This window comes from Streptomyces tagetis (assembly GCF_018069565.1).
GTDB lineage: Bacteria > Actinomycetota > Actinomycetes > Streptomycetales > Streptomycetaceae > Streptomyces > Streptomyces tagetis.
The window spans coordinates 1-24179 of record NZ_JAGPNL010000011.1 but is presented as its reverse complement, the minus strand read 5'-3'; the positions used below and the strand labels follow the sequence as shown (position 1 = coordinate 24179).

19 protein-coding genes are annotated in these 24179 nt (G+C 72.8%); 10 read left to right on the top strand and 9 right to left on the bottom strand.

Going from position 1 to position 24179, the window contains the following annotated elements; translation table 11 throughout:
• Window positions 1-124 precede the first annotated feature (124 nt).
• The 5 genes from J5Y05_RS29145 to J5Y05_RS29125 form a co-directional block, all read right to left on the bottom strand.
• The gene (locus tag J5Y05_RS29145; RefSeq protein ID WP_210876288.1) at window positions 125-1264 is read right to left on the bottom strand and encodes a glycoside hydrolase family 12 protein; all 1140 of its coding nucleotides are present in this window, start codon (window positions 1262-1264) and stop codon (window positions 125-127) included.
• 352 nt (window positions 1265-1616) lie between these two features.
• Window positions 1617-2948: a globin domain-containing protein gene (locus J5Y05_RS29140; RefSeq protein ID WP_210876287.1), complete on the bottom strand. Its 1332-nt coding sequence runs from the start codon at window positions 2946-2948 to the stop codon at window positions 1617-1619.
• Between the two features lie 338 nt (window positions 2949-3286).
• Window positions 3287-4003 (bottom strand): glycoprotein, encoded by a 717-nt coding sequence (locus J5Y05_RS29135; RefSeq protein WP_210876286.1) that lies wholly within the window; start codon window positions 4001-4003, stop codon window positions 3287-3289.
• Window positions 4000-4590 carry an RNA polymerase sigma factor gene (locus tag J5Y05_RS29130; RefSeq protein WP_210876285.1) on the bottom strand — a complete coding sequence of 197 codons (591 nt, stop codon included), beginning with the start codon at window positions 4588-4590 and terminating at the stop codon, window positions 4000-4002. The genes J5Y05_RS29135 and J5Y05_RS29130 overlap by 4 nt, the downstream gene beginning before the upstream one ends.
• Entirely contained in the window at window positions 4590-4784 is a 195-nt protein-coding gene (locus tag J5Y05_RS29125; protein WP_210876449.1) for a hypothetical protein, read from the bottom strand. The genes J5Y05_RS29130 and J5Y05_RS29125 overlap by 1 nt, the downstream gene beginning before the upstream one ends.
• 350 nt (window positions 4785-5134) lie before the next feature.
• Here J5Y05_RS29125 and J5Y05_RS29120 point away from each other — a divergent pair, with 350 nt between their 5' ends.
• The 3 genes from J5Y05_RS29120 to J5Y05_RS29110 all read left to right on the top strand — a co-directional run bounded on the left by J5Y05_RS29120 (window position 5135) and on the right by J5Y05_RS29110 (window position 8793).
• Window positions 5135-5965: an SAM-dependent methyltransferase gene (locus J5Y05_RS29120; RefSeq protein ID WP_210876284.1), complete on the top strand. Its 831-nt coding sequence runs from the start codon at window positions 5135-5137 to the stop codon at window positions 5963-5965.
• Between the two features lie 739 nt (window positions 5966-6704).
• Window positions 6705-8432 carry an aa3-type cytochrome oxidase subunit I gene (gene ctaD / locus J5Y05_RS29115; RefSeq protein WP_210876283.1) on the top strand — a complete coding sequence of 576 codons (1728 nt, stop codon included), beginning with the start codon at window positions 6705-6707 and terminating at the stop codon, window positions 8430-8432.
• On the top strand, window positions 8422-8793 hold the full coding sequence (locus J5Y05_RS29110) for a hypothetical protein (protein WP_307854147.1): 372 nt from the start codon (window positions 8422-8424) through the stop codon (window positions 8791-8793). The genes ctaD and J5Y05_RS29110 overlap by 11 nt, the downstream gene beginning before the upstream one ends.
• 203 nt (window positions 8794-8996) lie before the next feature.
• On the opposite strand, the gene oxc is transcribed toward J5Y05_RS29110, so the two are convergent.
• Window positions 8997-10733 (bottom strand): oxalyl-CoA decarboxylase, encoded by a 1737-nt coding sequence (gene oxc / locus J5Y05_RS29105; RefSeq protein WP_247615531.1) that lies wholly within the window; start codon window positions 10731-10733, stop codon window positions 8997-8999.
• Between the two features lie 226 nt (window positions 10734-10959).
• Between oxc and J5Y05_RS29100 the strand changes: the two genes are divergently transcribed.
• Complete coding sequence (locus tag J5Y05_RS29100; protein WP_210876282.1) at window positions 10960-11643, top strand: GntR family transcriptional regulator; 684 nt, start codon at window positions 10960-10962, stop codon at window positions 11641-11643.
• 155 nt (window positions 11644-11798) lie between these two features.
• On the opposite strand, the gene J5Y05_RS29095 is transcribed toward J5Y05_RS29100, so the two are convergent.
• Both J5Y05_RS29095 and frc read right to left on the bottom strand, forming a co-directional pair.
• Window positions 11799-13955, bottom strand: coding sequence for an acetate--CoA ligase family protein (locus J5Y05_RS29095; protein WP_210876281.1), 2157 nt, complete (start codon window positions 13953-13955; stop codon window positions 11799-11801).
• Window positions 13956-13957: 2 nt separating this feature from the next.
• The gene (gene frc / locus J5Y05_RS29090) at window positions 13958-15187 is read right to left on the bottom strand and encodes a formyl-CoA transferase (protein ID WP_210876280.1); all 1230 of its coding nucleotides are present in this window, start codon (window positions 15185-15187) and stop codon (window positions 13958-13960) included.
• Window positions 15188-15494: 307 nt separating this feature from the next.
• Between frc and J5Y05_RS29085 the strand changes: the two genes are divergently transcribed.
• The 5 genes from J5Y05_RS29085 (at window position 15495) to J5Y05_RS29065 (ending at window position 21725) form a co-directional block, all read left to right on the top strand.
• Window positions 15495-16229 (top strand): acyl-CoA dehydrogenase family protein, encoded by a 735-nt coding sequence (locus J5Y05_RS29085; protein ID WP_210876279.1) that lies wholly within the window; start codon window positions 15495-15497, stop codon window positions 16227-16229.
• 277 nt (window positions 16230-16506) lie between these two features.
• Window positions 16507-16989, top strand: a complete 483-nt coding sequence (locus J5Y05_RS29080; RefSeq protein ID WP_210876278.1) for a formate dehydrogenase subunit gamma — start codon at window positions 16507-16509, stop codon at window positions 16987-16989.
• A 47-nt stretch (window positions 16990-17036) separates the two neighbouring features.
• Complete coding sequence (locus J5Y05_RS29075; RefSeq protein WP_372450538.1) at window positions 17037-18674, top strand: formate dehydrogenase beta subunit; 1638 nt, start codon at window positions 17037-17039, stop codon at window positions 18672-18674.
• On the top strand, window positions 18671-21487 hold the full coding sequence (gene fdhF / locus J5Y05_RS29070; RefSeq protein WP_210876277.1) for a formate dehydrogenase subunit alpha: 2817 nt from the start codon (window positions 18671-18673) through the stop codon (window positions 21485-21487). The genes J5Y05_RS29075 and fdhF overlap by 4 nt, the downstream gene beginning before the upstream one ends.
• Before the next feature lies 1 nt (window position 21488).
• Window positions 21489-21725, top strand: coding sequence for a formate dehydrogenase subunit delta (locus tag J5Y05_RS29065; RefSeq protein WP_210876276.1), 237 nt, complete (start codon window positions 21489-21491; stop codon window positions 21723-21725).
• A gap of 431 nt (window positions 21726-22156) precedes the next feature.
• On the opposite strand, the gene J5Y05_RS29060 is transcribed toward J5Y05_RS29065, so the two are convergent.
• Window positions 22157-23170 carry a 2-dehydropantoate 2-reductase gene (locus J5Y05_RS29060; RefSeq protein ID WP_210876275.1) on the bottom strand — a complete coding sequence of 338 codons (1014 nt, stop codon included), beginning with the start codon at window positions 23168-23170 and terminating at the stop codon, window positions 22157-22159.
• Between the two features lie 285 nt (window positions 23171-23455).
• Between J5Y05_RS29060 and J5Y05_RS29055 the strand changes: the two genes are divergently transcribed.
• Window positions 23456-24179: ATP-grasp domain-containing protein (locus J5Y05_RS29055; protein ID WP_210876274.1), on the top strand; the 724-nt coding region annotated here is incomplete at its 3' end.

Sequence of the window (24179 nt, the reverse complement as noted above, 5' to 3'; positions counted from 1 at the left end):
GGGGCCGAGGGGCCACACGGTCGCGCGCTCAGGCGGTCGCGCGATCGTGCGGCCGTGCGGTGGTGTGGCTGTGCGGTGGTGCGGCCGTGCGGTGGTGCCGTGGTGCGGCCGGGCCGCGGGGCGGTCAGGCCGTGGCGCAGGCGGCGTCGTTCAGCCGGAAGCCGGCCGGTGCGGTGAACGAGCCGGTGTAGGTCCCCTGGAAGCCGAAGGTCAGGGCGGCTCCGGGGGCGATCCGGGCGTTGTGCGCCAGCCCGGTGGCCGTGACGGCACCGGAGGCGGGGGTGACACCGGCGTTCCAGGCGTTGGTGATCCGCTGTCCCGAGGGCAGCGTGAAGGCCAGCCGCCAGGCGTCGACGGGCGAGGAGCCGGTGTTGGTGACGGTGACGTCGGCGGTGAAGCCGCCCGGCCAGACGTTGGTGGCGTAGGCGACCTTGCACGCCGCCGGGTCACCGGGACCCGGCTCCCCGGGACCGCCCGGGGTGCCGGAGGTGTCGATGCCGGCCGAGAACGAGGTCAGGGCCAGGCCCGCGCCCTTCTGCCACGGCTCGAAGCCCGCCTGGACGCTCGTCAGGTACCAGTCGTTCCCGGCGAGCCCGCGCGCGACGGCCTGCCGGACGAAGTCCATCACGTCGAAGTTCCAGCTCCCGATGGCCGACGGGGAGACGAAGGACAGCACGTCGTTGCTGCCGTTGCCGCCCGTCCACACCTCCCAGGTGCGTCCGGCCACCGTGGCGGTCCCCACCCGGGAGCCGACCGGCTGGATCGGGCCGACCCGGTTGAACCAGACCATGATCTCGGTCCGGTTGACCCCGTCGGTGCGCGGTGTCGGGTCGAGCCAGATGTCGTAGGCGGCGTCGTAGACGGCGTCGTCCACGTAGCCGAAGGAGACCGAGGTGGGCGCCGAGGTGATGCCGCCGACGCGCGCGGGCAGTTGCGTGCCGGGCGCGCAGACGGTGTAGTGGCAGCCGTCGAAGACGGACGGGTACGACTTCGGGGCCCCGTTGGTCGGTGCCGAGCCCTCGGCGCGGTCGATCCGGAAGCCCGAGTCGGTGACGGTGATGCACTGGGTCGCGCTGGTGCCCCAGCGGTTGTTCTGGACGACGTAGCGTCCCTGGATCGTGGTGGTCCCGAACGGTTCGCAGAGCGCGGTGTCCGCCTGGGCCGGTGCCGCCGCGGTCATGAGCGACGCGAGGACGGCGAGCGCCGCGAGCAGCGCTCCCAACAGGCCGTGCCGGGGGCGGACATGATGCCGTGACGGTCGCATGGGGAGCCTCTCCGGGAGGGTGCGGGGGGACAGGACCGGCGGCGGGAGCGCTCCCACCTCCCCACGGGTGGGAGCGCTCCCATTTACCGGTTGTGCTGGGGACTGTAGAAGCGGTTCATGTCCCTGACAAGGCTGTGCGCACGGATCGTGTCGAACGATTCCCGAAATCCCAGGTGGAGGGCGTCCCCGCGGTCCCGTCCGGCCGTGTGTCCACGGTGGCACCGGTTCAGTAGGCGGAACGGTGTGCCGCAGGATGACACCGGCACGGGTGGCCGAAACGCCCCGGGTGACGCCGGACGCGCACCCGTGCCCCGGGCCGGAGGGGGCCCGGGGCACGGGTGCGCGGGGACGGTCAGGCCGGGACCGGCCGGTCGCGCGGGGGCGCCGCGACGCCGGGACCATGGCCGCCCGCGGTGTACGGCCCGGGGTACGGGCCGTCCGGCAGCGGGTCGTGCAGGACGTTCCCGGCGGGCAGCCCGGCGTCGAGGAGCAGGCCGGTCACCGCGCGGACCATGGCCGGCGGCCCCGCGACCAGCGTCCGGCCGGACGCCGGGCCGGCGCCGTGGGCCACCGCGCGGGCCAGCCGGCCGTACGCGTCCTCGCCCGGGGCCCCGCCCGCCACCGTCACCACGCTCAGCCAGGGCCGGCGCCGCTCCAGCTCGGCCGCGTACCCGGTGTCGTAGAGCCCGGCCGGGGTGTCGGCGCCGAGGAAGAGCCGCACCCGGCGCTCGGCCGCGGGCCGGGCCCGCCGCTCCGCCTCCCGCAGCAGCGCCTTCATCGCCGCCCAGCCGGTGTCCCAGGCCACCAGGCGCACTTCGCCCTCCGGGCCGTCGCCGAGGGCGAGGCTGCCCTTGGGCGGGCCGAGCCGCACCCGGTCGCCGGCCCCGGTGCGGTGCACCAGCGCCTCGCTCACCCCGCCGGGCGCCGTGCACCGTACGTGGAACTCCAGCTCCCCGTCCCGGCCCGGCTCGCCGGCCACGTAGTACGGCCGCCAGGTGTGCGGCAGCAGCGCGTGCTCGACGGCCGTGTACTGCCCGGCCCGGTACCGGAAGGGCTCGTGCGGACGCGCGCGGAGCACCGCGAGGTCCGGCCCGCACCGCCGGTGCTCCGTCACCGTGGCGCTCCAGCACGCCGGTTCGCGCAACGCGGCCTCGGCGCCGCGGACCATGGCCGTGACGCCGAGGCGCAGCATCCGGACCCAGGCGTCCTCCAGCTCCGCGCTCCAGTGCTCGCCGGACCGGAACCGCAGGGCCTCGCACAGGGCCTGCTCGAAGGCCGTGTACTGGGCCGGGCGCACGCCCAGTTTGCGGTGGTCGCGGCCGAGCTGGGTGAAGGTCTCGGTGATCCGCTCGGGCTGGTCCAGATGCTCGATCAGGTACCAGAACGCCCGTGCCAGATGGGCCTGCTGGAACTCCATCCCGGACGGGAAGAGCGAGCGCAGCGCGGGGTGCCGGGTGAAGAGCGCCGCGTAGAGCTGGGTGATCAGCTCGTCGAAGGGTGCCACCAGGTCCAGTCGGCTCATGATCAGCCGTTGGTCGGCGGCCCCGTCGTACGGCTCCTGCGGCGCCGGGCGGGCGGTGTCGCCTGGTTCGGTGCCGCCGCCCGGGGAGAGGAGGTTTCGGCGCAGCCGCATCGCGTCGTGCCGGGCGAGGAGCGCGTGGTAGGTGCCGTCCTCGGCGCTCATGACCGGCCGCCTCCGCGCGTCCCGCCTCCGACGGTGGCCCGCGCGGCGCCCGGCGCGGGGGCGCACGGAGCGTGCAGGGCCGGTGCTCTGCCGGGAAGCGGGCGGATGACTGGACGCATGGAGGTGCTCCTGGAGACGTGTAGGGGTGGGCGACGCCGTGAACGGAAGGCGTCCGCCCGGTGAAACCGCAGGTCAGTATGGCATTACGGGCATTTGCCCCAACGTCCCTGGTTGCCGGGGCCGTTGGGCCCTGGACAGCTCCCCGCGCACCTGATCACGGCGGTGCGGACCCCGGCGCGGCCCGGGGCCCGGGATGCCGGGCCCCGGCCGGACTCCCGTCAGCCCGGCGGGTGTTCGTGTCCCGGGAGCCGGGTGAGGACGTCGTCGGGGCGGGGGATCTCGCCGAAGTCCTCGTCGGCGCAGTCGACGGGGAGGCCGTGGATGACCGCTTCGAGCCTCGGGGGCAGGGTCGGCCGCCGCCCCTCCCAGCAGCGGCTGATCAGCTCGCGGCGCACGCCCTCGGAGAGCAGCGGACGCTGCCGTCTCCTGGCCGGTGCCGGGTGTTCGGCGGGGGCGGCGGCGGTGCGCGCCTGCCCGCGCCAGTAGGCGGCGGCGCGGTGCTCGGCCCGCCCCTGGTGGAGCAGGTAGAGGCAGAAGGCGGCGGTGCGGTTGCCGGCGCCGGCGGCGAACTCGAACCAGAACTGCGCCTGGTCCCCGTACCCCGCCAGGCGCAGCAGCGCGGCGAAGACGAGGGCGCCCTCGGGCTCGATGCGGTCGAGGTCGACCAGGCGGGCGAGGCTCACGTGCGCCTGCGGGGAGTCCACGATCAGGGTGACCGCCAGGTCCAGGTCGTGCGCGGCCTGTTCGTGCGCCGTGGGGTAGGGGGCGGGGGGCTGGGCGCGGGTGGCGGGGTCGGTGGCGCGGCCGTCCGCGAGGGCCGTGACGCGCCGCAGCGCCCGGTCGGTGTCGTAGTCGTCGTAGGCGCTGGTGAGGGCCTGGGCCGCGCGCAGGGCGGCGTCGATACCGGGGGCGGGTTCCTGGTGCGTACGAGTCACTGCTGGGGGTCCGTCTCCTGGTAGGGGATGTGGAGTTCCCTGGCGAGGGAACGGCGGGCGTGGCGGATGTGGGAGCGCACGGTGGCGGCGTCGATGCCGAGGCACTCGGCGACCTCCTCGTCGTCCATGCCGAGCAGGAAGCGCAGGACGATCACGTCGTAACGGCGTTCGGGCAGGGCGGAGATGGCCGCGTACAGACCTATCTCCTGGGAGATGACGCGGAGTTCGTCGCGCATCTCGTGCAGGAGGAGCTTTTGCAGGGCGGTCAGGAAGGCGGCGTCGCCGACCTGGGGTTCCAGGTCGCGTTCGGCGAGCCAGCGGTGGACCTCCTCCTTGAGGACCATCCAGGCGTAGCGGGGCACCGACTCCTGGAGCAGCACCGTGGGCCAGTCGGCCTTGAGGCGGGCGCAGGCGGTGTCCACGACGCTCTCGGCGCTGGTGCTGCTGCCGACCTGGGTGTGGGCGTACCGCATCCAGAGCTTGCGGTGGTAGGCGTGGAAGGCGTCGAACGTCAACGCCAGCCGCCCGGGTCGGGCGGGGGAGGGGCGGGTGTGTCGCCCGCGCGAACCGTCGAGGGAGGGGGTCATCACGCCTCACTGTCACGGGTGGTGGCGTCCAAGGCGGGGGAAGGGGCGGCCGGGCCGCCCCGCTCCGGGAGGAGTCGGCCGACTTCGCCGCGCAGGGCGTCGGCGAGCAGGTGCCGGCCGGCCCGGCGCAGGTCGGGGGCGAAGATCCGGGCGGCGGTTCCCCAGACCGCCAGGCTCTCCAGATCGAGGTCCACTGGCGTCCTTTGACTGTGCACCGCGCCGCTCCCCGTTGGGGCGGAGTCGGTGTGGGACAAATGTTTCCCACTCGTCAGCCAACCGGATGACGGGCCGTCCTGTGCAAGCCGTACCTCAACTTTCTCGGCACGCCACATTAATGTGATTAATCATGCGTTGGAGGGAGGGGTATTCGACCATAGTTGACCTTTTCGTACGGGCGGTGGAGCCGGGCGTTGGCTGGTCCCCACGGTTGCCCGGAGGGTCCCCGGGGGAGGAAGCTCAGGTGGCGCGGGGTGGCGCAGCCCGGCGCGCAGGGTGGCGACCGGTGGGACGGCGCCGGTGCACGGCGACTGGGGGGAGACCGACGATGGCTGGGGGCGGCACCGCGGACGAGCGAGCCGATGTGGTGGACCTGGAACTCGACCGGGCGCACTCGGCCCGTATGTACGACTACTTCCTCGGCGGGATCACCAACTTCCCCGCCGACCGGGAGGCGGCCGGCCGGGCCATGGCGGCCTTCCCGTCGATCCTCATCGCGGCGCGCAGCAACCGCAGTTTCGTCCACCGTTCCACCCGCCACCTGGCGCAGATGGGCATCGGACAGTTCCTCGACATCGGCACCGGCATCCCCACCTCGCCGAACCTGCACGAGGTCGCCCAGGCCACCAACCCCCGGGCACGGGTGGTGTACACGGACAACGACCCGATCGTCCTGGCCCACGCCCGCGCGCTGCTGCGCAGCCATCCCGAGGGCGGCACCGCCTACATGCAGGCCGACGTGACCGACCCGAAGTCGCTCCTGGACCACCGGGTGCTCCGGGAGGAACTGGACTTCGAACGGCCCATCGCGCTCAGCCTCAACGCGCTGCTGCACTTCATCACCGACCGGGACGACGCCCACGGCATCGTCGCCCGGCTCAAGGACGCCCTGCCCTCCGGCAGCATCCTGACGATCAGTCATGTCACCCCCGACTTCGACCCCGAGGCGATCGCCCGCCTCACCACGATCTACGAGAGCGCGGGAACCCCCGGACAGGCCCGCACCCGGGACGAGATAGCGGCCTTCTTCGACGGCTGGGACCTCCTCGAACCCGGCCTGACCCCCGTCCTGCGCTGGCGTCCGGACCCCGACGAGCCGCACGCGAACGTCACCGACGCCGAGGCCGCCCTGTACGCGGGCATCGCCCGCAAACCCTGACAGGACCCCGCCTGCCTCCCCTCCCGCCGGACGAGCGCCCCTGAAGGGGCGGCTCCGGCGCGCGCCCCTTTTCCCCGGACGCCGGTACGCGTCCGCCGCACTCCGGACGGCCGAGGGGCCCGGGGTGCCCCTTCCACCCTTCCCGCCCCCGCCGGGGCCGACGGCCGGATGGCCTCTTTCGGGTGAACGGCACGCGGCACTGCCATCGCCCGGTGGACGCCGGTGGTATGAGCACACGGCGGCGTGGTGCCCGCCGTCCCGGTAGCGTCGATGGGACCCTGCTGGCGCGCGTGCACACGGGAGGTGGGATGAGCCAGAGCGAGAGGGTGCGTCCGGCCGCCCGGCCACGCACCGCCCTGCTGCCTGCCGCCGCGCTGCTGCCTGTCGCCGCGCTGCCGGCTGCCGCCGCCCTGGCGCGCACCGCCCCGCCGCCCGCCGCCGCCCTGCCCCGTGCCGCGCACCGCACGGCGTCGCCGGTCCGCCGTCCGGGGGACGCGGCTGCCGGTGTCTCCTCGGAGGCCGACGGCGCGAGCGAGGGCCGTACGGGCGACAGCCGTACGGGCGCCGGCGGCCCGGCCCTCCCCCCTCCCGGCCGTGTCCGCACCGGCCCCACCGGCTGCGCCGCCTCCCTTCCCGCCCGGCGTCCCCGGCCGGCTTCCCGGCGAATACGCGGAGCCGCTTCGTAGCACCGGCCCGTAGCCCGCCCGCCGTCCATCGGCGTCCATCAGGGAGAACCCGCGTGACCGCCCTCGACCAGCCGCCCGTGACCACCGCCGGACCGCCCCGCCGAAAGCCGGGGCAGGTCGTGGTCTCCTGGGTGACCAGCACCGATCACAAGACGATCGGCAGCCTCTACATGATCACGTCGTTCGTCTTCTTCATCGCCGGCGGCGTGATGGCCCTGGTGATCCGGGCCGAACTGGCCCGTCCCGGCCTCCAGATCGTCTCGAACGAGCAGTTCAACCAGGCGTTCACCATGCACGGCACGGTGATGCTGCTGATGTTCGCCACGCCGCTGTTCGCCGGTTTCGCCAACTGGATCATGCCGTTGCAGATCGGTGCGCCGGACGTGGCGTTCCCCCGCCTGAACATGTTCGCGTACTGGCTCTACCTCTTCGGCTCGATCATCGCCATGGGCGGCTTCCTCACCCCGGGCGGCGCCGCGGCCTTCGGCTGGTTCGCCTATTCGCCGCTGACCGACGCCTCCCACGCGCCGGGCCTCGGCCCCGACCTGTGGATCATGGGACTGGCCTTCTCCGGCTTCGGCACCATCCTCGGCTCGGTCAACTTCATCACCACGATCATCTGCATGCGCGCCCCCGGCATGACGATGTTCCGGATGCCGATCTTCACCTGGAACATCCTGCTCACCGCGGTCCTGGTCCTGATGGCCTTCCCGGTGCTGGCCGGGGCGCTGCTCACGCTGGAGGTGGACCGCAAGTTCGGCGCCCACGTCTTCGAGGCGGCCAACGGCGGGGCGCTGCTGTGGCAGCACCTCTTCTGGTTCTTCGGCCATCCCGAGGTGTACATCATCGCGGTGCCGTTCTTCGGCATCATCACGGAGATCATCCCGGTCTTCTCGCGCAAGCCGATCTTCGGCTACGTCGGCCTCATCGGGGCCACCATCGCCATCGCGGGTCTGTCCATCACCGTGTGGGCCCACCACATGTTCGTCACCGGGGGCGTGCTGCTGCCGTTCTTCTCCTTCATGTCCTTCCTGATCGCGGTCCCGACCGGGGTGAAGTTCTTCAACTGGATCGGCACCATGTGGCGCGGCTCGCTCTCCTTCGAGACGCCCATGCTGTGGGCCGCGGGCTTCCTCGTCACCTTCCTCTTCGGCGGGCTCAGTGGTGTCATCCTGGCCTCGCCGCCGCTCGACTTCCACGTCTCCGACTCGTACTTCGTGGTGGCCCACTTCCACTACGTGGTCTTCGGCACCGTCGTCTTCGCCATGTTCGCCGGCTTCTACTTCTGGTGGGCCAAGTTCACCGGGAAGATGCTCGACGAACGCCTCGGGAAGATCCACTTCTGGACGCTGTTCATCGGCTTCCACACCACCTTCCTCGTCCAGCACTGGCTCGGTACGGAAGGCATGCCCCGCCGGTACGCCGACTACCTGGCCTCCGACGGGTTCACCGCCCTCAACACCGTCTCCACCATCGGCTCCTTCCTGCTCGGCGCCTCGATGCTGCCCTTCGTCTACAACGTCTGGAAGACCGCCAAGTACGGCACGCCGGTGGGTGTGGACGACCCCTGGGGCTACGGCCGTTCGCTGGAGTGGGCCACGCCCTGCCCGCCGCCGCGCCACAACTTCGTCACCATGCCCCGCATCCGCTCGGAGTCCCCGGCGTTCGACCTGCACCACCCCGGACTGTCACAGATCGACCAGGAGGAGAACGTCGGCCGGCGCGACGCCGTCGAGCCGCACCCGGGCACGCCCGGTCTCCCGCGCGACGGTGACCGGTAGGGGGCAGGGCGGGCCGGACCCGGAGGAGGGGGCCGGCGACCCGGCCGGGGCCGGACTGCTCCGGCTGGAGGGGTACCTGCTGTGGCAGGCCGAGGTGGAGCAGGCCCGCAAGGAGGCGGAGGCCATGGCGGACCGCCTGGAGTGGCTCACCTCGGCGCAGCGCGAGGCGGTCGTCGACTGTTTCGCCGAACGGCAGTTGCAGCTCTCGCGCCGCTTCCTGGAGCGCACCGCGCTGCGGGCGCGGTCGCTGCGCGGCGAGTACGAGCAGCGTTACGCCCTGCTCCGGGCGCGGCTGTGCGCCCTGACCCTGCTCGGGTTCACCGCCGCGGTCCTGCTGCTCTGCCTCGTCGCCGGGCGCTGACCCGGGCCCGGCGCGGGGCAGGGGCGGAACCGGCGGTGCCGAATGGCCGGTGCGGAATCGGCGGTGCGGAATCGGCGGCGCCCCTCCACCCGGGTGCTCGGTCCGGGGGGAGGGGCGCCTTCGCGGGCGGGTCCGCCGCCGGCCGGCCGGGACCCCGTCCCGGTCCCGGTCCGCCGCGCCGCGGGCCCGCCGTCCTCGGCCGCTCACCGCCCGGTGGTGATCCCCTTGGGGTTGAGGTGGGCGATGTTGCCGCTCTCGGTCCCGTCGGCGGGGTCGATCACGCAGTCGATGAGCGCCGGAGCCCCCGCGGCCAGGGCGGCGCGCAGGCTGGTGGCGACCTCCTCGGGGGTGGTCGCCTGGACGCCCGTACCGCCGAACGCCTGGATCATGACGTCGTGCCGGGCCTTGAGCGCGGTCGGCGCCGGGTCCGAGGAGGTGGACGCCTCGTCACCGCGGTAGACGCCGCTGTTGTTGAGGACGACGGTGACGACGGGCAGGCCGTAGCGGCAGACCGTCTCCACCTCCATGCCGCTGAAGCCGAAGGCGCTGTCGCCCTCGATGGCGACGACCGGCCGGCCGGTCTCCACGGCGGCGGCGATCGCGTACCCCATGCCGATCCCCATGACGCCCCAGGTGCCGCTGTCCAGGCGGTGGCGGGGTACGCGCATGCCGATGGTGTTGCGTGCCAGGTCGAGCGCGTTCGCCCCCTCGTTGACGAGGTAGGTCTCCGGGTGCTCGTGGAGGATGTCGCGGATCACCTGGAGCGCGCCGAGGAACTTCATCGGGTGCGCGGTGCGCGCGGCGGCCAGACGCTCGGCCATCTTGGCGGAGTTGCGGGCGGAGCGGGCCGCCAGCTCCTCGCGCCAGGCCGCGGGGGCGGAGATCCGGCCCGGTTTGCTCCGCTCGGCCAGGGCCTCCATCACCGAGCCGATGTCGCCGACGAGCGGGGCCGCGATGGGCTGGTTGCTGTCCATCTCGGCGGCCTCGATGTCCACCTGGACGAAGGTGGCGTCGGGGTCCCACTGGGGAGCGTCGCCGTGCCCCAGCAGCCAGTTGAGCCGGGCGCCGACCAGGACGACGACGTCCGCCCGGCGCAGGGCGAGGGAGCGGGCGGTGGCCGCCGACTGCGGATGGTCGTCGGGCAGCAGGCCCTTCGCCATCGACATCGGCAGGTAGGGCACGCCGGTGCCCTCGACGAAGTCGCGGATGGACTCGTCCGCCTGGGCGTAGGCGGCGCCCTTGCCGAGGACGATCAGGGGCCGCTCGGCGTTGGCCAGCAGGTCGATCGCGCGGTCGACCACCTCGGGGTCGGGCAGTTGGCGCGGGGAGGGGTCGACGACCTGCCAGAGCGAGGCGGCGCCGCGCTCCGCGTCGATGACCTCGCCGAGCACCGCGGCCGGGATGTCGAGGTAGACCCCGCCCGGCCGGCCGGAGGCGGCGGTGCGGATGGCGCGGGCGATGCCCCGGCCGATGTCCTCGGCGCGGTGCACCCGGTAGGCCGCCTTGACGAACGGCCGGGCCGCCGCGAGCTGGTCCATCTCCTCGTAGTCGCCCCGCTGGAGGTCGACGAGGTGCCGCTCGCTGGAGCCGGAGATCTGCACCATCGGGAAGCAGTTGGTGGTGGCGTTGGCGAGCGCCACCAGTCCGTTGAGGAAGCCGGGGGCGGAGACCGTGAGGCAGATGCCCGGCTTCTTGGTGAGGAACCCGGCCGCCGCCGCGGCGTGTCCGGCGTTGCTCTCGTGGCGGAAGCCGATGTAGCGGATGCCCGAAGCCTGCGCGACGCGAGCCAGGTCGGTGATGGGGATGCCGACGACACCGTAGATCGTCTCCACGCCGTTGTTCTTGAGGGCGTCGACGACCAGATGGATTCCGTCGGTGAGGGCGGCCGGATCGGCAGTGCCCCCGACCTCGGTATCCGGCATCGGAGGAGCGTTGGTCATGGTCAGGACCCTCCTTGTGTCGCGCAAACTCGGGAATACTGTATGCAGTATCCCTCGGGTCGAGTGTGGGAGCAAGGGGCGGGCGGATCAGGTGCGCGGTGCGCGCGGAGGCGCCGGCCGGCCGGGCGTGCGCGGGTGGCCGCGCGGGCGGGCGGGGGCGAGGCCGGTAGACTGTAGACGAAAGCCGATGTCCGGCTCGCCGGGCCGCCGATCAGGGATGGAAGCGATGCTGTCCACGGAATTGCCGAAGGGGGCCGTGCCGAAGCTGGAGCGGCCGGGCCCGCTGCGCGAGCGGGTCTACGAAGCCCTCCTGGAGCTGATCATCACCAGGGTGCTCCAGCCCGGTCAGCATCTGGTCGAGACCGAACTCGCCGGACAGCTCGGCGTCTCCCGCCAGCCCGTCCGCGAGGCGCTCCAGCGGCTCGACACCGAGGGCTGGGTCGATCTGCGCCCCGCCCAGGGCGCCTTCGTGCACGAACCCACCGAGCAGGAGGCCGACCAGCTCCTCGCGGTACGCGGCCTGCTGGAGGCCGAGGCGGCGCGGCTCGCGGCGGCCAACACCACGCCGGAGGCGTCGAAGCGGCTGCGCGCCCTCTGCGACGAGGGCGAACGGGCCCTGCGCGCCGACGACATCGACGCCGTCGTCGCCACCAACGCCGCCTTCCACGCCCAGGTCATGGAGCTGGCGGCCAACTCCGTGCTCGCCGAACTCTCCGCCCAGGTGGACCGCCGTATGCGGTGGTTCTACACGCCGATCGCGCGGACCCGCGGCGCCCACTCCTGGGACGAGCACCGCGAGCTGATCGCGGCCATCGAGACGGGCGACGAAGAGCGCGCCCAGCAGGCGATGCGCGCGCACACCGAGCAGACCCGCGCCGCCTACCGCGAACACTCCGGCTCCGGCCACTGACCCGGACGGGCCGGTGCCGCGACGCCACCGGCCATCCCCGTACGGGGCGAGAACGGGCGCGAGAACGGGAACGGGAACGGGTCCGGTCCCGGCGCCGGGGCGCCCGGACCGGACCCGCCCGGCGGACCGCACCGCCGGGGCGGTCCGCGGCTCGGTCACCCCTTCGCGGGGAGCAGCCCGGCGGCCCTGGCCCAGCGGTACTTGGCGCCCAGCGCGGCCACCGGCTGCTCGGTGGTGTACGGGTAGGCGACGACCCCGTGCGCGAAGAGGTGGGCGCTGGCCGCCTCCACCTCGGTGTCCCCGGCGAGCGAGGCCACCACCGGCTTGTGGATGCCCTTGGCCCGCGCCTCGGCGACGACGCGCGCGGTCAGCTCGGCGAAGACCATCGGCGGGGTGACGATGGTGTGCCAGTAGCCCAGGATCAGGGCGTGCACCCGCGGGTCCTCCAGGCCGAGACGGATCGTCGCCTCGTAGGTGGACGGCGGCTCCCCACCGGTGATGTCGATCGGGTTGCCCGCCGCGCCGAACGGCGGGATGTACCGCATGAACGCCTCGTCCAGATCGGCCGGGATGTCCATCAGCGACAGCCCGTTGTCCACGCAGGCGTCCGAGAGCAGCACCCCGGAGCCGCCGGCACCGGTGATGATGACGACGTTCTCGCCCTGCGGGGTGGGCAGGACCGGCAGCGCCCGCGCGTACTCCAGCATCTCGTTGAGGCCCGGTGCGCGGATCACGCCGGCCTGGCGCAGGATGTCGTCGTACACGGCGTCGTCGCCGGCGAGCGCGCCGGTGTGCGAGCCGGCCGCCTTCGCCCCGGCGGAGGTGCGCCCCGCCTTGAGCACCACGATCGGCTTCTTCGGCACGGTGGCGCGGGCCGCCTCGACGAACGCCCGGCCGTCCTTGAGGTCCTCCAGGTGCATGGCGACGCACTTGGTGTGGGGGTCCTCGCCGAAGTAGGTCAGCAGGTCGTCCTCGTCGATGTCGGACTTGTTGCCCAGGCCGACGATGGCGGAGACACCGGTCTTGGTGGTGCGGGCGAAGCCGAGGATCGCCATGCCGATGCCGCCGGACTGCGAGGTCAGCGCCACCGGCCCCTTGACGTCGTACGGGGTGCAGAAGGTGGCGCACAGGTCCTGCCACGGCGAGTAGTAGCCGTAGATGTTGGGACCGAGCAGGCGGATGCCGCGCTCCTCGGCGATGGCGACGATCCGGTCCTGCAACTCGTGCTCGCCGGTCTCGGCGAAACCCGAGGGGATCAGCACCGCGTTGGGGATGTTCCTGGCGCCGACCTCCTCCAGCGCGGCGGGCACGAACTTCGCCGGGATGGCGAAGACGGCGACGTCCACCTCGCCGGGGACGTCGAGGACGGAGGCGTACGCCTTGCGGCCCTCGATCTCGTCGGCCTTGGGGTTGACCGGGTGGATGTCGCCCGCGAAGCCGCCGTCGATCAGGTTGCGCATGACCGAGTTGCCGATCTTGCCGGCCTCGGAGGAGGCGCCGATGACCGCCACCGACCGCGGCTGCATGAGCCGCGTCATCGACGAGAGGATCTCCTCGCGGGTGTGGGTCCGGCGCGGGGCCGGCACGCTCTCGGCGAGCAGGACGCGGATGTCCGCGGCGAGGGCGCCCTCGGGCGTGGCGATCACCGGGTTGAGGTCGACCTCGGCGATCTCCGGGAAGTCCGTGACCAGTTGGGAGACCCGGCGGATCTGTTCGGCCAGCGCCGCGCGGTCCACCGCCGGGGCCCCGCGCACCCCGCGCAGGATCTCGGCCGCGCCGATGGAGTCCAGCATGGAGGCGGCCTCGTCCTCGGTGACCGGGGCCAGCCGGAACGTCACGTCCTTGAGGACCTCGACCAGCACGCCGCCGAGCCCGAAGGCGACGACCTTGCCGAAGGTCGGGTCGGTGACCGCGCCGACGATGACCTCCTGGCCCGGCGGCAGCATCTGCTGCACCTGGACGCCGGTGATCCGGGCCCCCGCGTCGTACTCCCGGGCGTTGGCGACGATCCGGTCGTAGGCGGCGCGGACCTGCTCGGCCGACTCCACTCCGACGATCACCCCGCCCGCGTCCGTCTTGTGCAGGATGTCGGGGGAGACGATCTTCAGCACGACCGGTCCGTCGAAGGAGCCGGCGTGCGCCACCGCCTCGTCCGCGCTCGTGGCCAGGGCCTCGCCGGGGGTGGCGATCCCGTAGGCGTCCGCGATCCGCTTGCCCTCGGGCGCGGTCAGGGCGCTGCGGCCCTCGGCGCGCACGCCGGCGAGCACCTCGGTCACGGTGTCGCGGTCGACTGCGTCATGGTTCACGGGCATGCTCAGATCACTCCGTTCGACTTGAGGAGCTGGAGTTCGCCGGAGTCGAGACCCAGCTCCCCGACGTAGACCTCTTCGTTGTGCGCGCCGAGCAGGGGTGAACTGGTCACCTCGACGGGGGAGTCGGAGAGCTTGAGCGGGCTGCCCACGGTGGTGAACTCGCCCCGCTCGGGGTGCGGGACGCGGACGACCATCTCGTTGGCGGCCAGCGACTCGTCCTCGATGATCTCCTTGGTGGAGAGGATCGGCCCGCAGGGGATGCCGTGGGCGTTGAGCGCCTCCAGCACCTGCCACTTGGGCAGGGTGCTGCTCCACTCCTCGATGAGCTGGAACATCTTGTCCAGCTTGGACAGCCGTGCCTCGGGGGTGGCCCACTCGGGGTCCTCGGCCAGTTCCGGACGGCCCATCAGCTCGGCGATGGGCTGCCAGCCGACGGGCTGGACCACGATGTACACGTAGTCGTTGGGGCCGCCGGGCGCGCACCTGACCGCCCAGCCGGGCTGTCCGCCGCCGGAGGCGTTGCCCGAGCGCGGCACGGTGTCGCCGAAGTCCTCGTTCGGGTACTCCGCGAGCGGGCCGTGCGCCAGGCGCTGCTGGTCGCGCAGTTTCACCCGGCACAGGTTGAGCACCGCGTGCTGCATGGCGACGTTGACCCGCTGGCCGCGGCCGGTGCGCTCGCGCTGGAAGAGCGCGGCGAGGATGCCGGCGACCAGGTGGACGCCGGTGCCGGAGTCGCCGATCTGGGCGCCGGTCGCGGTGGGCGGACCCTCCTCGAAGCCGGTGGTGGCCATCGAGCCGCCCATCGCCTGGGCGACGACCTCGTACGCCTTGAAGTCGGTGTACGGGCCCTCGCCGAAGCCCTTGATGGAGGCGTAGACGAGGCGGGGGTTGATCTCCTGGACCCGCTCCCAGGTGAAGCCCATCCGGTCGACGGCGCCGGGGCCGAAGTTCTCGACCATGACGTCGGAGCGGCGGATCAGCTCGGTCAGGATCTCCTTGCCGCGCTCGGTCTTGGTGTTGAGGGTGATGCTCCGCTTGTTGCAGTTGAGCATCGTGAAGTACAGGGAGTCGACGTCCGGGAGGTCGCGCAACTGACGGCGCGTGATGTCGCCGGCCGGCGCCTCCAGCTTCACGACGTCCGCGCCGAGCCAGGCCAGCAACTGGGTGGCGGAGGGGCCGGACTGGACGTGGGTCATGTCGAGGACGCGCACGCCCTCAAGAGCCCTGGTCATGGGGTCACCTCGCTTGTACATGGTCGGATCGGGCGGCCTGCATACAGTCAACGGATACTGTATGCAATAAATCGTAGCCCTCCCGGGGTGGTGGCTGTCCAGGTGTGTGCGCGGGATTTCGCCGGGAGGCGGGCGATGTGCGTCGTACGGGGTGCCCGGCGGGGTTCGTCAGTATACTGTATGCAGTCTGCACCGCGAGGGTGTTCCGCCCTCGCGGCCGGGCCCCGGCCGCGAGGGCGGCGGGGCCGGCTGCGCCGCCCGGCGGCGGATCAGGGACCACTCCGACGCGACTTCAAGGGGCCGCCCCATGTCGTACCGCACCGCTCTCTCCCACGTCATGACGAGCGTCATCGGGCCCGGCGCCGAACGGGCCGGTGCCGACGCGCGGTTCCCGCGCGCCTCGGTCGCCGCCCTGGGGCGGGCCGGACTGCTGGCGCTCACCGTCTCCGCCGAACTCGGCGGCCAGGGGCGCGGCCTGGCGGAGGCCGCGGAGGTGGTGACCGAGGTGTCCCGGGCCTGCCCGGCCACCGGCGCCGTGCTCCGCTCGCACTACGCGGCCGTCGCCGTCATCGAGGCGCACGGCATCCCCTGGGTGCGCCGGCGGACCGCCGGCGGGCACCACCTCGGCACCCTCGCCCTGGGGGAGTCCGGCGGGGCCGGCGCGGTCCCGCCGCCGCACTCGACGGCGACCCGCGCCGGGGACGTGGTGGCCCTGCGGGGTCACAAGCGCGACGTGGTCGCCGCGGGGGAGGCCGACGGCTACGTCTGGTCCACCGGCCCGGCCGACGGCCAGGACGGGCTGACCCTGTGGCTGGTGCCGGCCGACGCCCCCGGACTCTTCGTGCCCGCCCGGCCGGACGGCCGGGGCCCCCGCGGCAGCGCGGCCTCCACCGTCCGCGCCGACCCCGTGCTGATCCCCGCCTGCGCGCGGCTCGGTCCGGACGGCGGCGGGCTCGACACCGTGCTCGGCACCATCCTGCCGTGGCTGGCCGCGCTGCCCGCCCCCCAGGCCGTCCGGCCGGTGGGCGCCGAGGCGCCGTGAGCGGCGGCGCGCAAGGCCCGGTCGCCGGGCCCTCACGGTGTGATCGCCGACACCGTGGGTATGTTGACGACTGTATACAACCAGCCGGGTGCGCGCCTATGCTGGCACGCGCCATCCGCGGTCCGGCCGGTACGCCGCGAGGCCGTGCCGCCGGTCACCGCCTTCGCGTATCCGCACGAGGAGGGCCGAGGATTCCCATGTCCGCGAGACGAGACGTGTACGACGGCGGCGAGAGCCTCGCGCCCGACGCCCGCCCGCGACGCCGAGTGGAGCCATCATGACGACCAGCGTGAGTGAGGTGGCCACCAAGGCCGTGATCGCCACGATCGTGGCCGCCCACCGCGGCCGGCGCGGCGCGCTGCTGCCCATCCTCCACGCCATCCAGGCCGAACTCGGCCACGTCCCCGAGGAGACCGCCGCCCTGCTCGCCCGGGAACTCAACCTCTCCCGGGCGGATGTGCACGGCGTGATCTCCTTCTACCACGACTTCCGCCGTGAGCCGCCGGGCCGTACGACGGTACGCATCTGTCGCGCCGAGGCATGCCAGGCACTCGGCTCCGAGGCCCTGGTGGCCCACGCCCGCGAACGGACGGGGATCTCCCCGGGCGAGACCACGGCGGACGGCTCGCTCACCCTGGAACAGGTCTTCTGCCTCGGCAACTGCGCGCTGGGACCGGCCGTCCAGGTCGGCGACCGGCTGCACGGGCGGATGGACCCGGACCGCCTGCGCGCCATACTCGACGAGGCGGTCTCCTCATGACGATGCCCGAGCCGACGATGTCCGGGGCGACGATGCCCGAGCCGAAGATGTCCGAGCCGACCATGTCCGAGCCGACGACGCCCGGGGACACCCCGGTGACGCTCTACGTCCCCCGCGACTCCGCGGCCCGCTCGGTCGGCGCCGACGCGGTCGCCGACGCCCTGCTGCGCGCCACGGCCCGCGGGGACCGCCCCGTCGAGCTGGTGCGCAACGGCTCCCGCGGCATGCTCTGGCTGGAGACCCTGGTCGAAGTCGCCACGCCCGAGGGCCGGGTGGGGTACGGGCCCGTGGCCCCCTCCGACGTGGAGGACCTGCTCGCCGCCGGCCTCCTCGACGGCGGGGACCACCCGCTGCGCCTCGGCCTCGTCGAGGAACTGCCCTGGCTGGCCCGGCAGAACCGGGTCACCTTCGCCCGGATCGGCGTCACCGACCCGCTCTCCACCGAGGACTACGTGCGCCACGGCGGACTCGAAGGACTGCGCACCGCGCTGCGGCTGCCGCCCGCCGAGGTGGTCGACACGGTCACCGAGTCCGGCCTGCGCGGCCGGGGCGGCGCCGGCTTCCCGGCCGGCGTCAAGTGGAAGACCGTCGCCGGCTGCGCCGACGAGCTGAAGTTCGTCTGCTGCAACGCCGACGAGGGCGACAGCGGCACCTTCGCCGACCGCATGGTCATGGAGGGCGACCCCTTCATGCTCATCGAGGGCATGACCATCGCCGCGCACGCGGTCGGCGCCCGCGAGGGGTACTTCTACATCCGCTCCGAATACCCCGACGCGGTCGCCACGATGCGCACCGCGATCGAGATCGCCCGCGCCCACAACTGGCTGGGGGAGGACATCCTCGGCTCCGGCCTCACCTTCGACCTCCACGTCCGGGTCGGCGCCGGCGCCTACATCTGCGGCGAGGAGACCTCCATGCTGGAGAGCCTGGAGGGCAAGCGCGGCACGGTCCGCCCCAAGCCGCCCATCCCCGCGGTGGAAGGGCTCTTCGGCAAGCCGACCGTCGTCAACAACGTCCTCACCCTCGCCACCGTGCCGGTGATCCTCGCCCACGGCGCCCGCGCCTACCAGGAGCTGGGCACGGGCCGCTCGCGGGGCACCCAGGTCTTCCAGCTCGGCGGCAACATCGCCCGCGGCGGCATCGTGGAGACCGCCTTCGGCATCACCCTGCGCGAACTCCTGGAGGAGTACGGCGGCGGCACCTTCTCCGGCCGGCCCGTGCGCACCGTCCAGGTCGGCGGCCCCCTCGGCGCCTACCTGCCGGAGTCCCAGTTCGACCTGCCGATGGACTACGAGGCGTTCGCGGAGGCCGGCGCCATGCTCGGCCACGGCGGTCTCGTGGTCTTCGACGACACCGTGGACATGGCCGCGCAGGCCCGCTTCGCCATGGAGTTCTGCTCCGTGGAGTCCTGCGGCAAGTGCACGCCCTGCCGGATCGGCTCGGTCCGCGGCGTCGAGGTGATCGACCGGATCGTCGCCGGCGAGGACCGCGACGACAACCTCGCGGTTCTGGAGGACCTCTGCGATCTGATGACCGACGGTTCGCTGTGCGCCATGGGCGGGCTGACCCCGATGCCGGTCCGCAGCGCCATCACCCACTTCTCTGACGACTTCCTCGTCCGTGACACGCGCGGAGCGGTGCACACCGCGCACCCGGGCGGCACGAGGACGGAGGGCACGACATGAGCCTTCTCAAGGAACCCGACTTCGGCACCCCCGAGCGGCCCGGCGAGGCGACGGTCTCGGTGGACGTCGACGGACTGAGCGTCGCCGTGCCCGAGGGCACGTCGGTGATGCGCGCGGCGGCCCTCGCCGGCGTCGACATCCCCAAACTGTGCGCCACCGACAGCCTGGAGGCGTTCGGCTCCTGCCGGCTGTGCGTGGTGGAGATCGACGGACGCAGGGGCACCCCCGCCTCCTGCACCACCCCGGTCGCCGACGGGATGCGGGTCCGCACCCAGACGCCCAAGGTGGCCAAGCTCCGCCAGGGCGTCATGGAGCTGTACCTCTCCGACCACCCGCTGGACTGCCTCACCTGCCCGGCCAACGGCGACTGCGAACTCCAGGACATGGCCGGCGTCGTCGGCCTGCGCCAGGTCCGGTACGGCTACGAGGGGGAGAACCACCTCGACGCCGAGACCGACCGGTCCAACCCCTACTTCGACTTCGACCCGTCCAAGTGCATCGTCTGCTCCCGCTGCGTGCGGGCCTGCGGCGAGGTGCAGGGCACCTTCGCGCTCACCATCGAGGGCCGCGGCTTCGACTCCAAGGTCTCGCCCGGCGCCGGCGAGCTGTTCATGGACTCCGAGTGCGTCTCGTGCGGCGCCTGCGTACAGGCGTGCCCGACCTCGACCCTCCAGGAGCGGTCGGTGGTCGAGCTGGGCATGCCGACCCGCTCGGTCGTCACGACCTGCGCCTACTGCGGGGTCGGCTGCTCCTTCAAGGCCGAGATGCGCGGCGACGAACTGGTGCGCATGGTGCCGTACAAGGACGGCGGCGCCAACGAGGGCCACTCCTGCGTGAAGGGCCGCTTCGCCTTCGGCTACGCCAGCCATCCCGACCGCATCCTCAAGCCCATGGTCCGCGACCGGATCACCGACCCCTGGCGCGAGGTCGGGTGGGACGAGGCCATCAGCACGGTGGCCACGCGGATGCGCGGCCTCCAGGAGCGGTACGGACCCGGCTCCATCGGCGCCATCAGCTCCTCGCGCTGCACCAACGAGGAGGTCTTCGTCGTCCAGAAGATGGTCCGGGCGGCCTTCGGCAACAACAACATCGACACCTGCGCCCGCGTCTGCCACTCCCCGACGGGGTACGGGCTGAAGCAGACCTTCGGCGAATCGGCCGGCACCCAGGACTTCCGCTCGGTCGCCCAGGCCGACGTGATCATGGTGATCGGCGCCAACCCCACCGACGGCCACCCGGTCTTCGCCTCCCGGATGAAGCGCCGGCTGCGCGAGGGCGCCCGGCTCGTCGTGATCGACCCGCGCCGCATCGACCTGGTGCGCTCGCCGCACATCGAGGCCGCCCACCACCTCCAGCTCCGGCCCAGCACCAACGTCGCGGTCGTCAACGCCATGGCGCACGTCGTGGTCACCGAGGGGCTGGTCGACCGGGAGTTCGTGGACGCCCGGTGCGAAGGGTTCGAGGAGTGGGAGGAGTTCGTCGCCCGGCCGGAGAACAGCCCGGAGGCGACCGAGTCCGTCACCGGCGTCCCCGCCGGGGAACTGCGGGCCGCCGCCCGGCTGTACGCCGAGGCTCCCAACGGGGCCATCTACTACGGCCTCGGCGTCACCGAGCACAGCCAGGGCTCCACCATGGTGATGGGCATGGCCAACCTCGCCATGGCCTGCGGCAACCTCGGCCGCGACGGTGTCGGCGTCAACCCGCTGCGCGGCCAGAACAACGTCCAGGGCTCGTGCGACATGGGCTCCTTCCCGCACGAACTCACCGGCTACCGCCATGTCTCCGACGACGCGGTGCGCACGGTGTTCGAGGAACTGTGGGGCCGCACGCTCCTGTCCGAGCCCGGACTGCGCATCCCCAACATGTTCGACGCCGCGATCGACGGGACCTTCCGGGGCCTGTTCGTGCACGGCGAGGACATCGCCCAGTCCGACCCGAACCTCCAGCACGTCACCGCCGCGCTGGAGTCCATGGAACTGGTCGTGGTCCAGGACCTGTTCCTCAACGAGACCGCCAAGTTCGCCCACGTCTTCCTGCCGGGCGCCTCCTTCCTGGAGAAGGACGGCACCTTCACCAACGCCGAACGCCGGGTCAACCGGGTCCGCTCGGTGATGAGGCCGAAGGCCGGCAAGCACGAGTGGGAGATCGTCTGCGACATCGCCACCGCCATGGGCTACCCCATGTCCTACGACCACCCCGGCCAGATCATGGACGAGATCGCGCAGGTCACCCCGACCTTCCGCGGCATCTCCTTCGAGACGCTGGACAAGCACGGCAGCATCCAGTGGCCGTGCAACGAGGACGCACCCGAGGGGACGCCGACCATGCACGTGGACTCCTTCGTCCGCGGCAAGGGCAGGTTCGTGGTCACCAACTACCTGCCGACCAACGAGCGGACCACCTCCCGCTTCCCGCTGGTCCTGACCACCGGGCGCATCCTGAGCCAGTACAACGTCGGCGCGCAGACCCGCCGCACCGGCAACGTGGCCTGGCACCCGGAGGACCTGCTCGAACTGCACCCGCACGACGCCGAGGTGCGCGGGGTCCAGGACGGCGACGAGGTGACGCTCGCCAGCCGGGTGGGGAAGACGACGCTGCGGGCCCAGATCTCCGACCGGATGCCGCCGGGTGTCGTCTACACCACGTTCCACCACCCGGTGACCGGCGCCAACGTGGTCACCACGGAGAACTCGGACTGGGCGACCAACTGCCCGGAGTACAAGGTCACCGCGGTACAGGTGGGGCTCGCCCATCCGCTGGGCGCGCGCGATGCCGACCCGGTCCGCGAGGGCCGGCCCGTGGGGGTGGAGTGACATGGCCGGCACCGTGCCGGCGGAGCGCCGGATGGTGAACGAGATCGCCGTCGCCTTCCAGCACCTGCCCGAGACGGAGGCCGCGGAGGCGGTCGCGCGGCACATCCGCTCCTTCTGGGACCCGAGGATGCGCGCGCGGCTGGCGGAGTTCGTCGCCTCGGGCGCGGAGGGGTTCAACCCCGTCGCGCTCGCCGCGGCCCGGATCGTGACCCGGCCGGACGGCGCCGCCGTCGGCTGACCCGGCCGCCGCCCCACCGCCCCGCCTCCCCGCGTACGCAGGCCGTACGGAGGGGAGGCGGGGCGGTGGCGTGTGCGGGTGGGGAGTCCGGCGGGCCCCGCGGCGCGGCCCGTGGGGGAGCGGAGCGGTCACGCGGGGCCGGCCGGGTGCCGGTGCGGGCCGGCCGCGTACCCGGTGGTCCGCCCGTGTCCGGGCATGCGTCGGCGGCCGTCGGCGAGGCCCGACGCGCGGGTGCGCACCTCGCCGACGACCGCCCCGGGGCCCGTGGAGCCCCGCCCTCCCCTGCGCGCGGAGCGGAGGGTACCCTGCCCTTCCGCCCCGCCCCCCCGGGTACGCGCGCGGCGGACAGGCGTTTCCGCCCCGCGCGTACGTCTCCTACGGCCGGACGTCCCGGAACCGCGCGGGCCCCGGAACGCCCGGCCGGCCCCGGCTCACGCGGGCACGGGCGCGGGGGCGGCGCGGTCCTGTCCGGCCCCCGGCGCGCCGCACCGCGCGAGCAGGTCGGTGGCCGCGTGGACGGCGCGCAGGGTCGTCGCCTCCGCCCCGGTGATGTCGGCCAGTTCCACCACCGCGGTCACGATGGCGTCCAGCTCCAACTGCTTGCCGGCCTCCAGGTCCTGGAGCATCGACGTCTTGTGGTGCCCGACCCCCTCGGCGCCGCGCAGCCGCTTCTCGATGGATATCCGGGGCCGGCTGCCGACCCGCTCCGCGATGTCGAGGGTCTCCTCCATCAACCGGACGACCAGCCGCCGGGTCTCGGGGTGCCGGCAGATCTCCACCATCGTCGCCCGGGTGAGCGCGCTGAGCGGATTGAAGACCACGTTGCCCATCAGCTTGATCCAGATGTCGTCGCGCAGGTTCTCCTCGACCGGCGCCTTCAGCCCCCCGGCGACCATCGCCTCGCTCAGCTCCGTGCAGCGCGAGGAGAGGGCGCCCGAGGGTTCGCCGAGGGAGAAGCGGGTGCCCTCCAGATGCCGGATCACCCCGGGGCTCTCGATGACGGTGGCCGGGTAGACGACGCAGCCGATCGCGCGTTCCGGCGGCAGCACGGCGCTGGTCGCGCCGCCCGGGTCGACGGCCTCGACCCGCCGGCCCTCATAGGGGCCGTCGAGCTGGTGGAAGTACCACCAGGGGATGCCGTTCTGGCCGGCCACGACGGCGGTGTGATCGGCGAGCAGCGGCTCGATGAGCGGGCCGCACGACGGGTAGGAGTGGGCCTTCAGCCCGAGGAAGACGTAGTCGACGGGACCGATCTCGGACGGATCGTCCGTGGCGTGCGGCCGGGCGACGAAGTCGCCGCGCGGGCTCCTCACCCGCACCCCGTCCGCCCGCATGGCCCGCAGGTGTTCTCCCCGGGCGACCAGGTGCACCTCGGCACCACCCCGGTGGAGCGCCGCTCCGACGTAGGCGCCGATCGCCCCGGCTCCGAGAACCGCGATCTTCACGATGGGACTCCTCTCGTGGCAGACTGAATACTGTATACAAAGCTGGCGGGCGCGGTCCAGGGTCGCGTCGCCCGCCGATCGGGTCGGGTCTCTCCGTCGGCGAGAAGGGCGATCCTTCCGCTCCAGGAGGGCCCTTCCGGGGTATTGCATACAGTATTCAGTTGACCTTATGGTCATTCTGCCGCAGACACATCCCCGCGTGAGCGGCGTCGTCTGGTTCCCACCGCGCGCTCCCGGCCGGTTTCTCCGTCCGGTCGGTCGCGCCAGTGCCCGGGAGGCACGTCTATGGACCTGTTCGAGCATCAAGCACGAGATCTCTTCGCCCGGCACGGTGTGCCGGTGATGGACGCCGAGGTCGTCGAACGTCCCGAGGCCGCCCGCGCGGCGGCCGAGCGGCTCGGCGGCCGGACCGTGGTCAAGGCTCAGGTGAAGGTCGGTGGCCGCGGCAAGGCCGGTGGCGTCAAGCTGGCCGGCACCCCGGACGAGGCCGTCGCGCGGGCGACGGACATCCTCGGCATGGACATCAAGGGCCACACCGTCCACAAGGTGATGCTGAGCCCCGCGGCCGAGATCCTCGACGAGTACTACGTCTCCTTCCTCCTCGACCGCGCCGCGCGCACCTTCCTCGCCATGGCCTCCGTCGAGGGCGGCATGGACATCGAGGAGGTCGCCGCGACCCGGCCCGACGCGCTGGCGAAGGTCCCGGTCGACGCGAACGAGGGGGTGACCGCCGAGAAGGCCCGCGAGATCGTCGAGGCCGCGAAGTTCCCGGCGGAGGTGGCCGGGGAGGTCGCCGACGTCCTTCGCGTGCTGTGGCGCTCCTTCGTCGCCGAGGACGCCCTGCTGGTCGAGGTCAACCCCCTGGTGAAGACCGGCGACGGCAGGATCATCGCCCTGGACGGGAAGGTGTCGCTGGACGACAACGCGGAGTTCCGTCACCCGGACTTCGAGGCGCTGCACGACAAGGAGGCGGCCGACCCGCTGGAGGCCGCTGCCAAGGAGAAGAACC

Excerpts from the sequence above, each read along its gene's own strand:
- J5Y05_RS29145 (WP_210876288.1), bottom strand. The coding sequence starts at position 1,264 with ATGCGACCGTCACGGCATCATGTCCGCCCCCGGCACGGCCTGTTGGGA.
- J5Y05_RS29140 (WP_210876287.1), bottom strand. The coding sequence starts at position 2,948 with ATGAGCGCCGAGGACGGCACCTACCACGCGCTCCTCGCCCGGCACGAC.
- J5Y05_RS29130 (WP_210876285.1), bottom strand. The coding sequence starts at position 4,590 with ATGACCCCCTCCCTCGACGGTTCGCGCGGGCGACACACCCGCCCCTCC.
- J5Y05_RS29120 (WP_210876284.1), top strand. The coding sequence starts at position 5,135 with ATGGCTGGGGGCGGCACCGCGGACGAGCGAGCCGATGTGGTGGACCTG.
- oxc (WP_247615531.1), bottom strand. The coding sequence starts at position 10,733 with ATGACCAACGCTCCTCCGATGCCGGATACCGAGGTCGGGGGCACTGCC.
- J5Y05_RS29100 (WP_210876282.1), top strand. The coding sequence starts at position 10,960 with ATGCTGTCCACGGAATTGCCGAAGGGGGCCGTGCCGAAGCTGGAGCGG.
- J5Y05_RS29095 (WP_210876281.1), bottom strand. The coding sequence starts at position 13,955 with ATGCCCGTGAACCATGACGCAGTCGACCGCGACACCGTGACCGAGGTG.
- frc (WP_210876280.1), bottom strand. The coding sequence starts at position 15,187 with ATGACCAGGGCTCTTGAGGGCGTGCGCGTCCTCGACATGACCCACGTC.
- J5Y05_RS29085 (WP_210876279.1), top strand. The coding sequence starts at position 15,495 with ATGTCGTACCGCACCGCTCTCTCCCACGTCATGACGAGCGTCATCGGG.
- J5Y05_RS29080 (WP_210876278.1), top strand. The coding sequence starts at position 16,507 with ATGACGACCAGCGTGAGTGAGGTGGCCACCAAGGCCGTGATCGCCACG.
- J5Y05_RS29075 (WP_372450538.1), top strand. The coding sequence starts at position 17,037 with ATGTCCGAGCCGACCATGTCCGAGCCGACGACGCCCGGGGACACCCCG.
- fdhF (WP_210876277.1), top strand. The coding sequence starts at position 18,671 with ATGAGCCTTCTCAAGGAACCCGACTTCGGCACCCCCGAGCGGCCCGGC.
- J5Y05_RS29065 (WP_210876276.1), top strand. The coding sequence starts at position 21,489 with ATGGCCGGCACCGTGCCGGCGGAGCGCCGGATGGTGAACGAGATCGCC.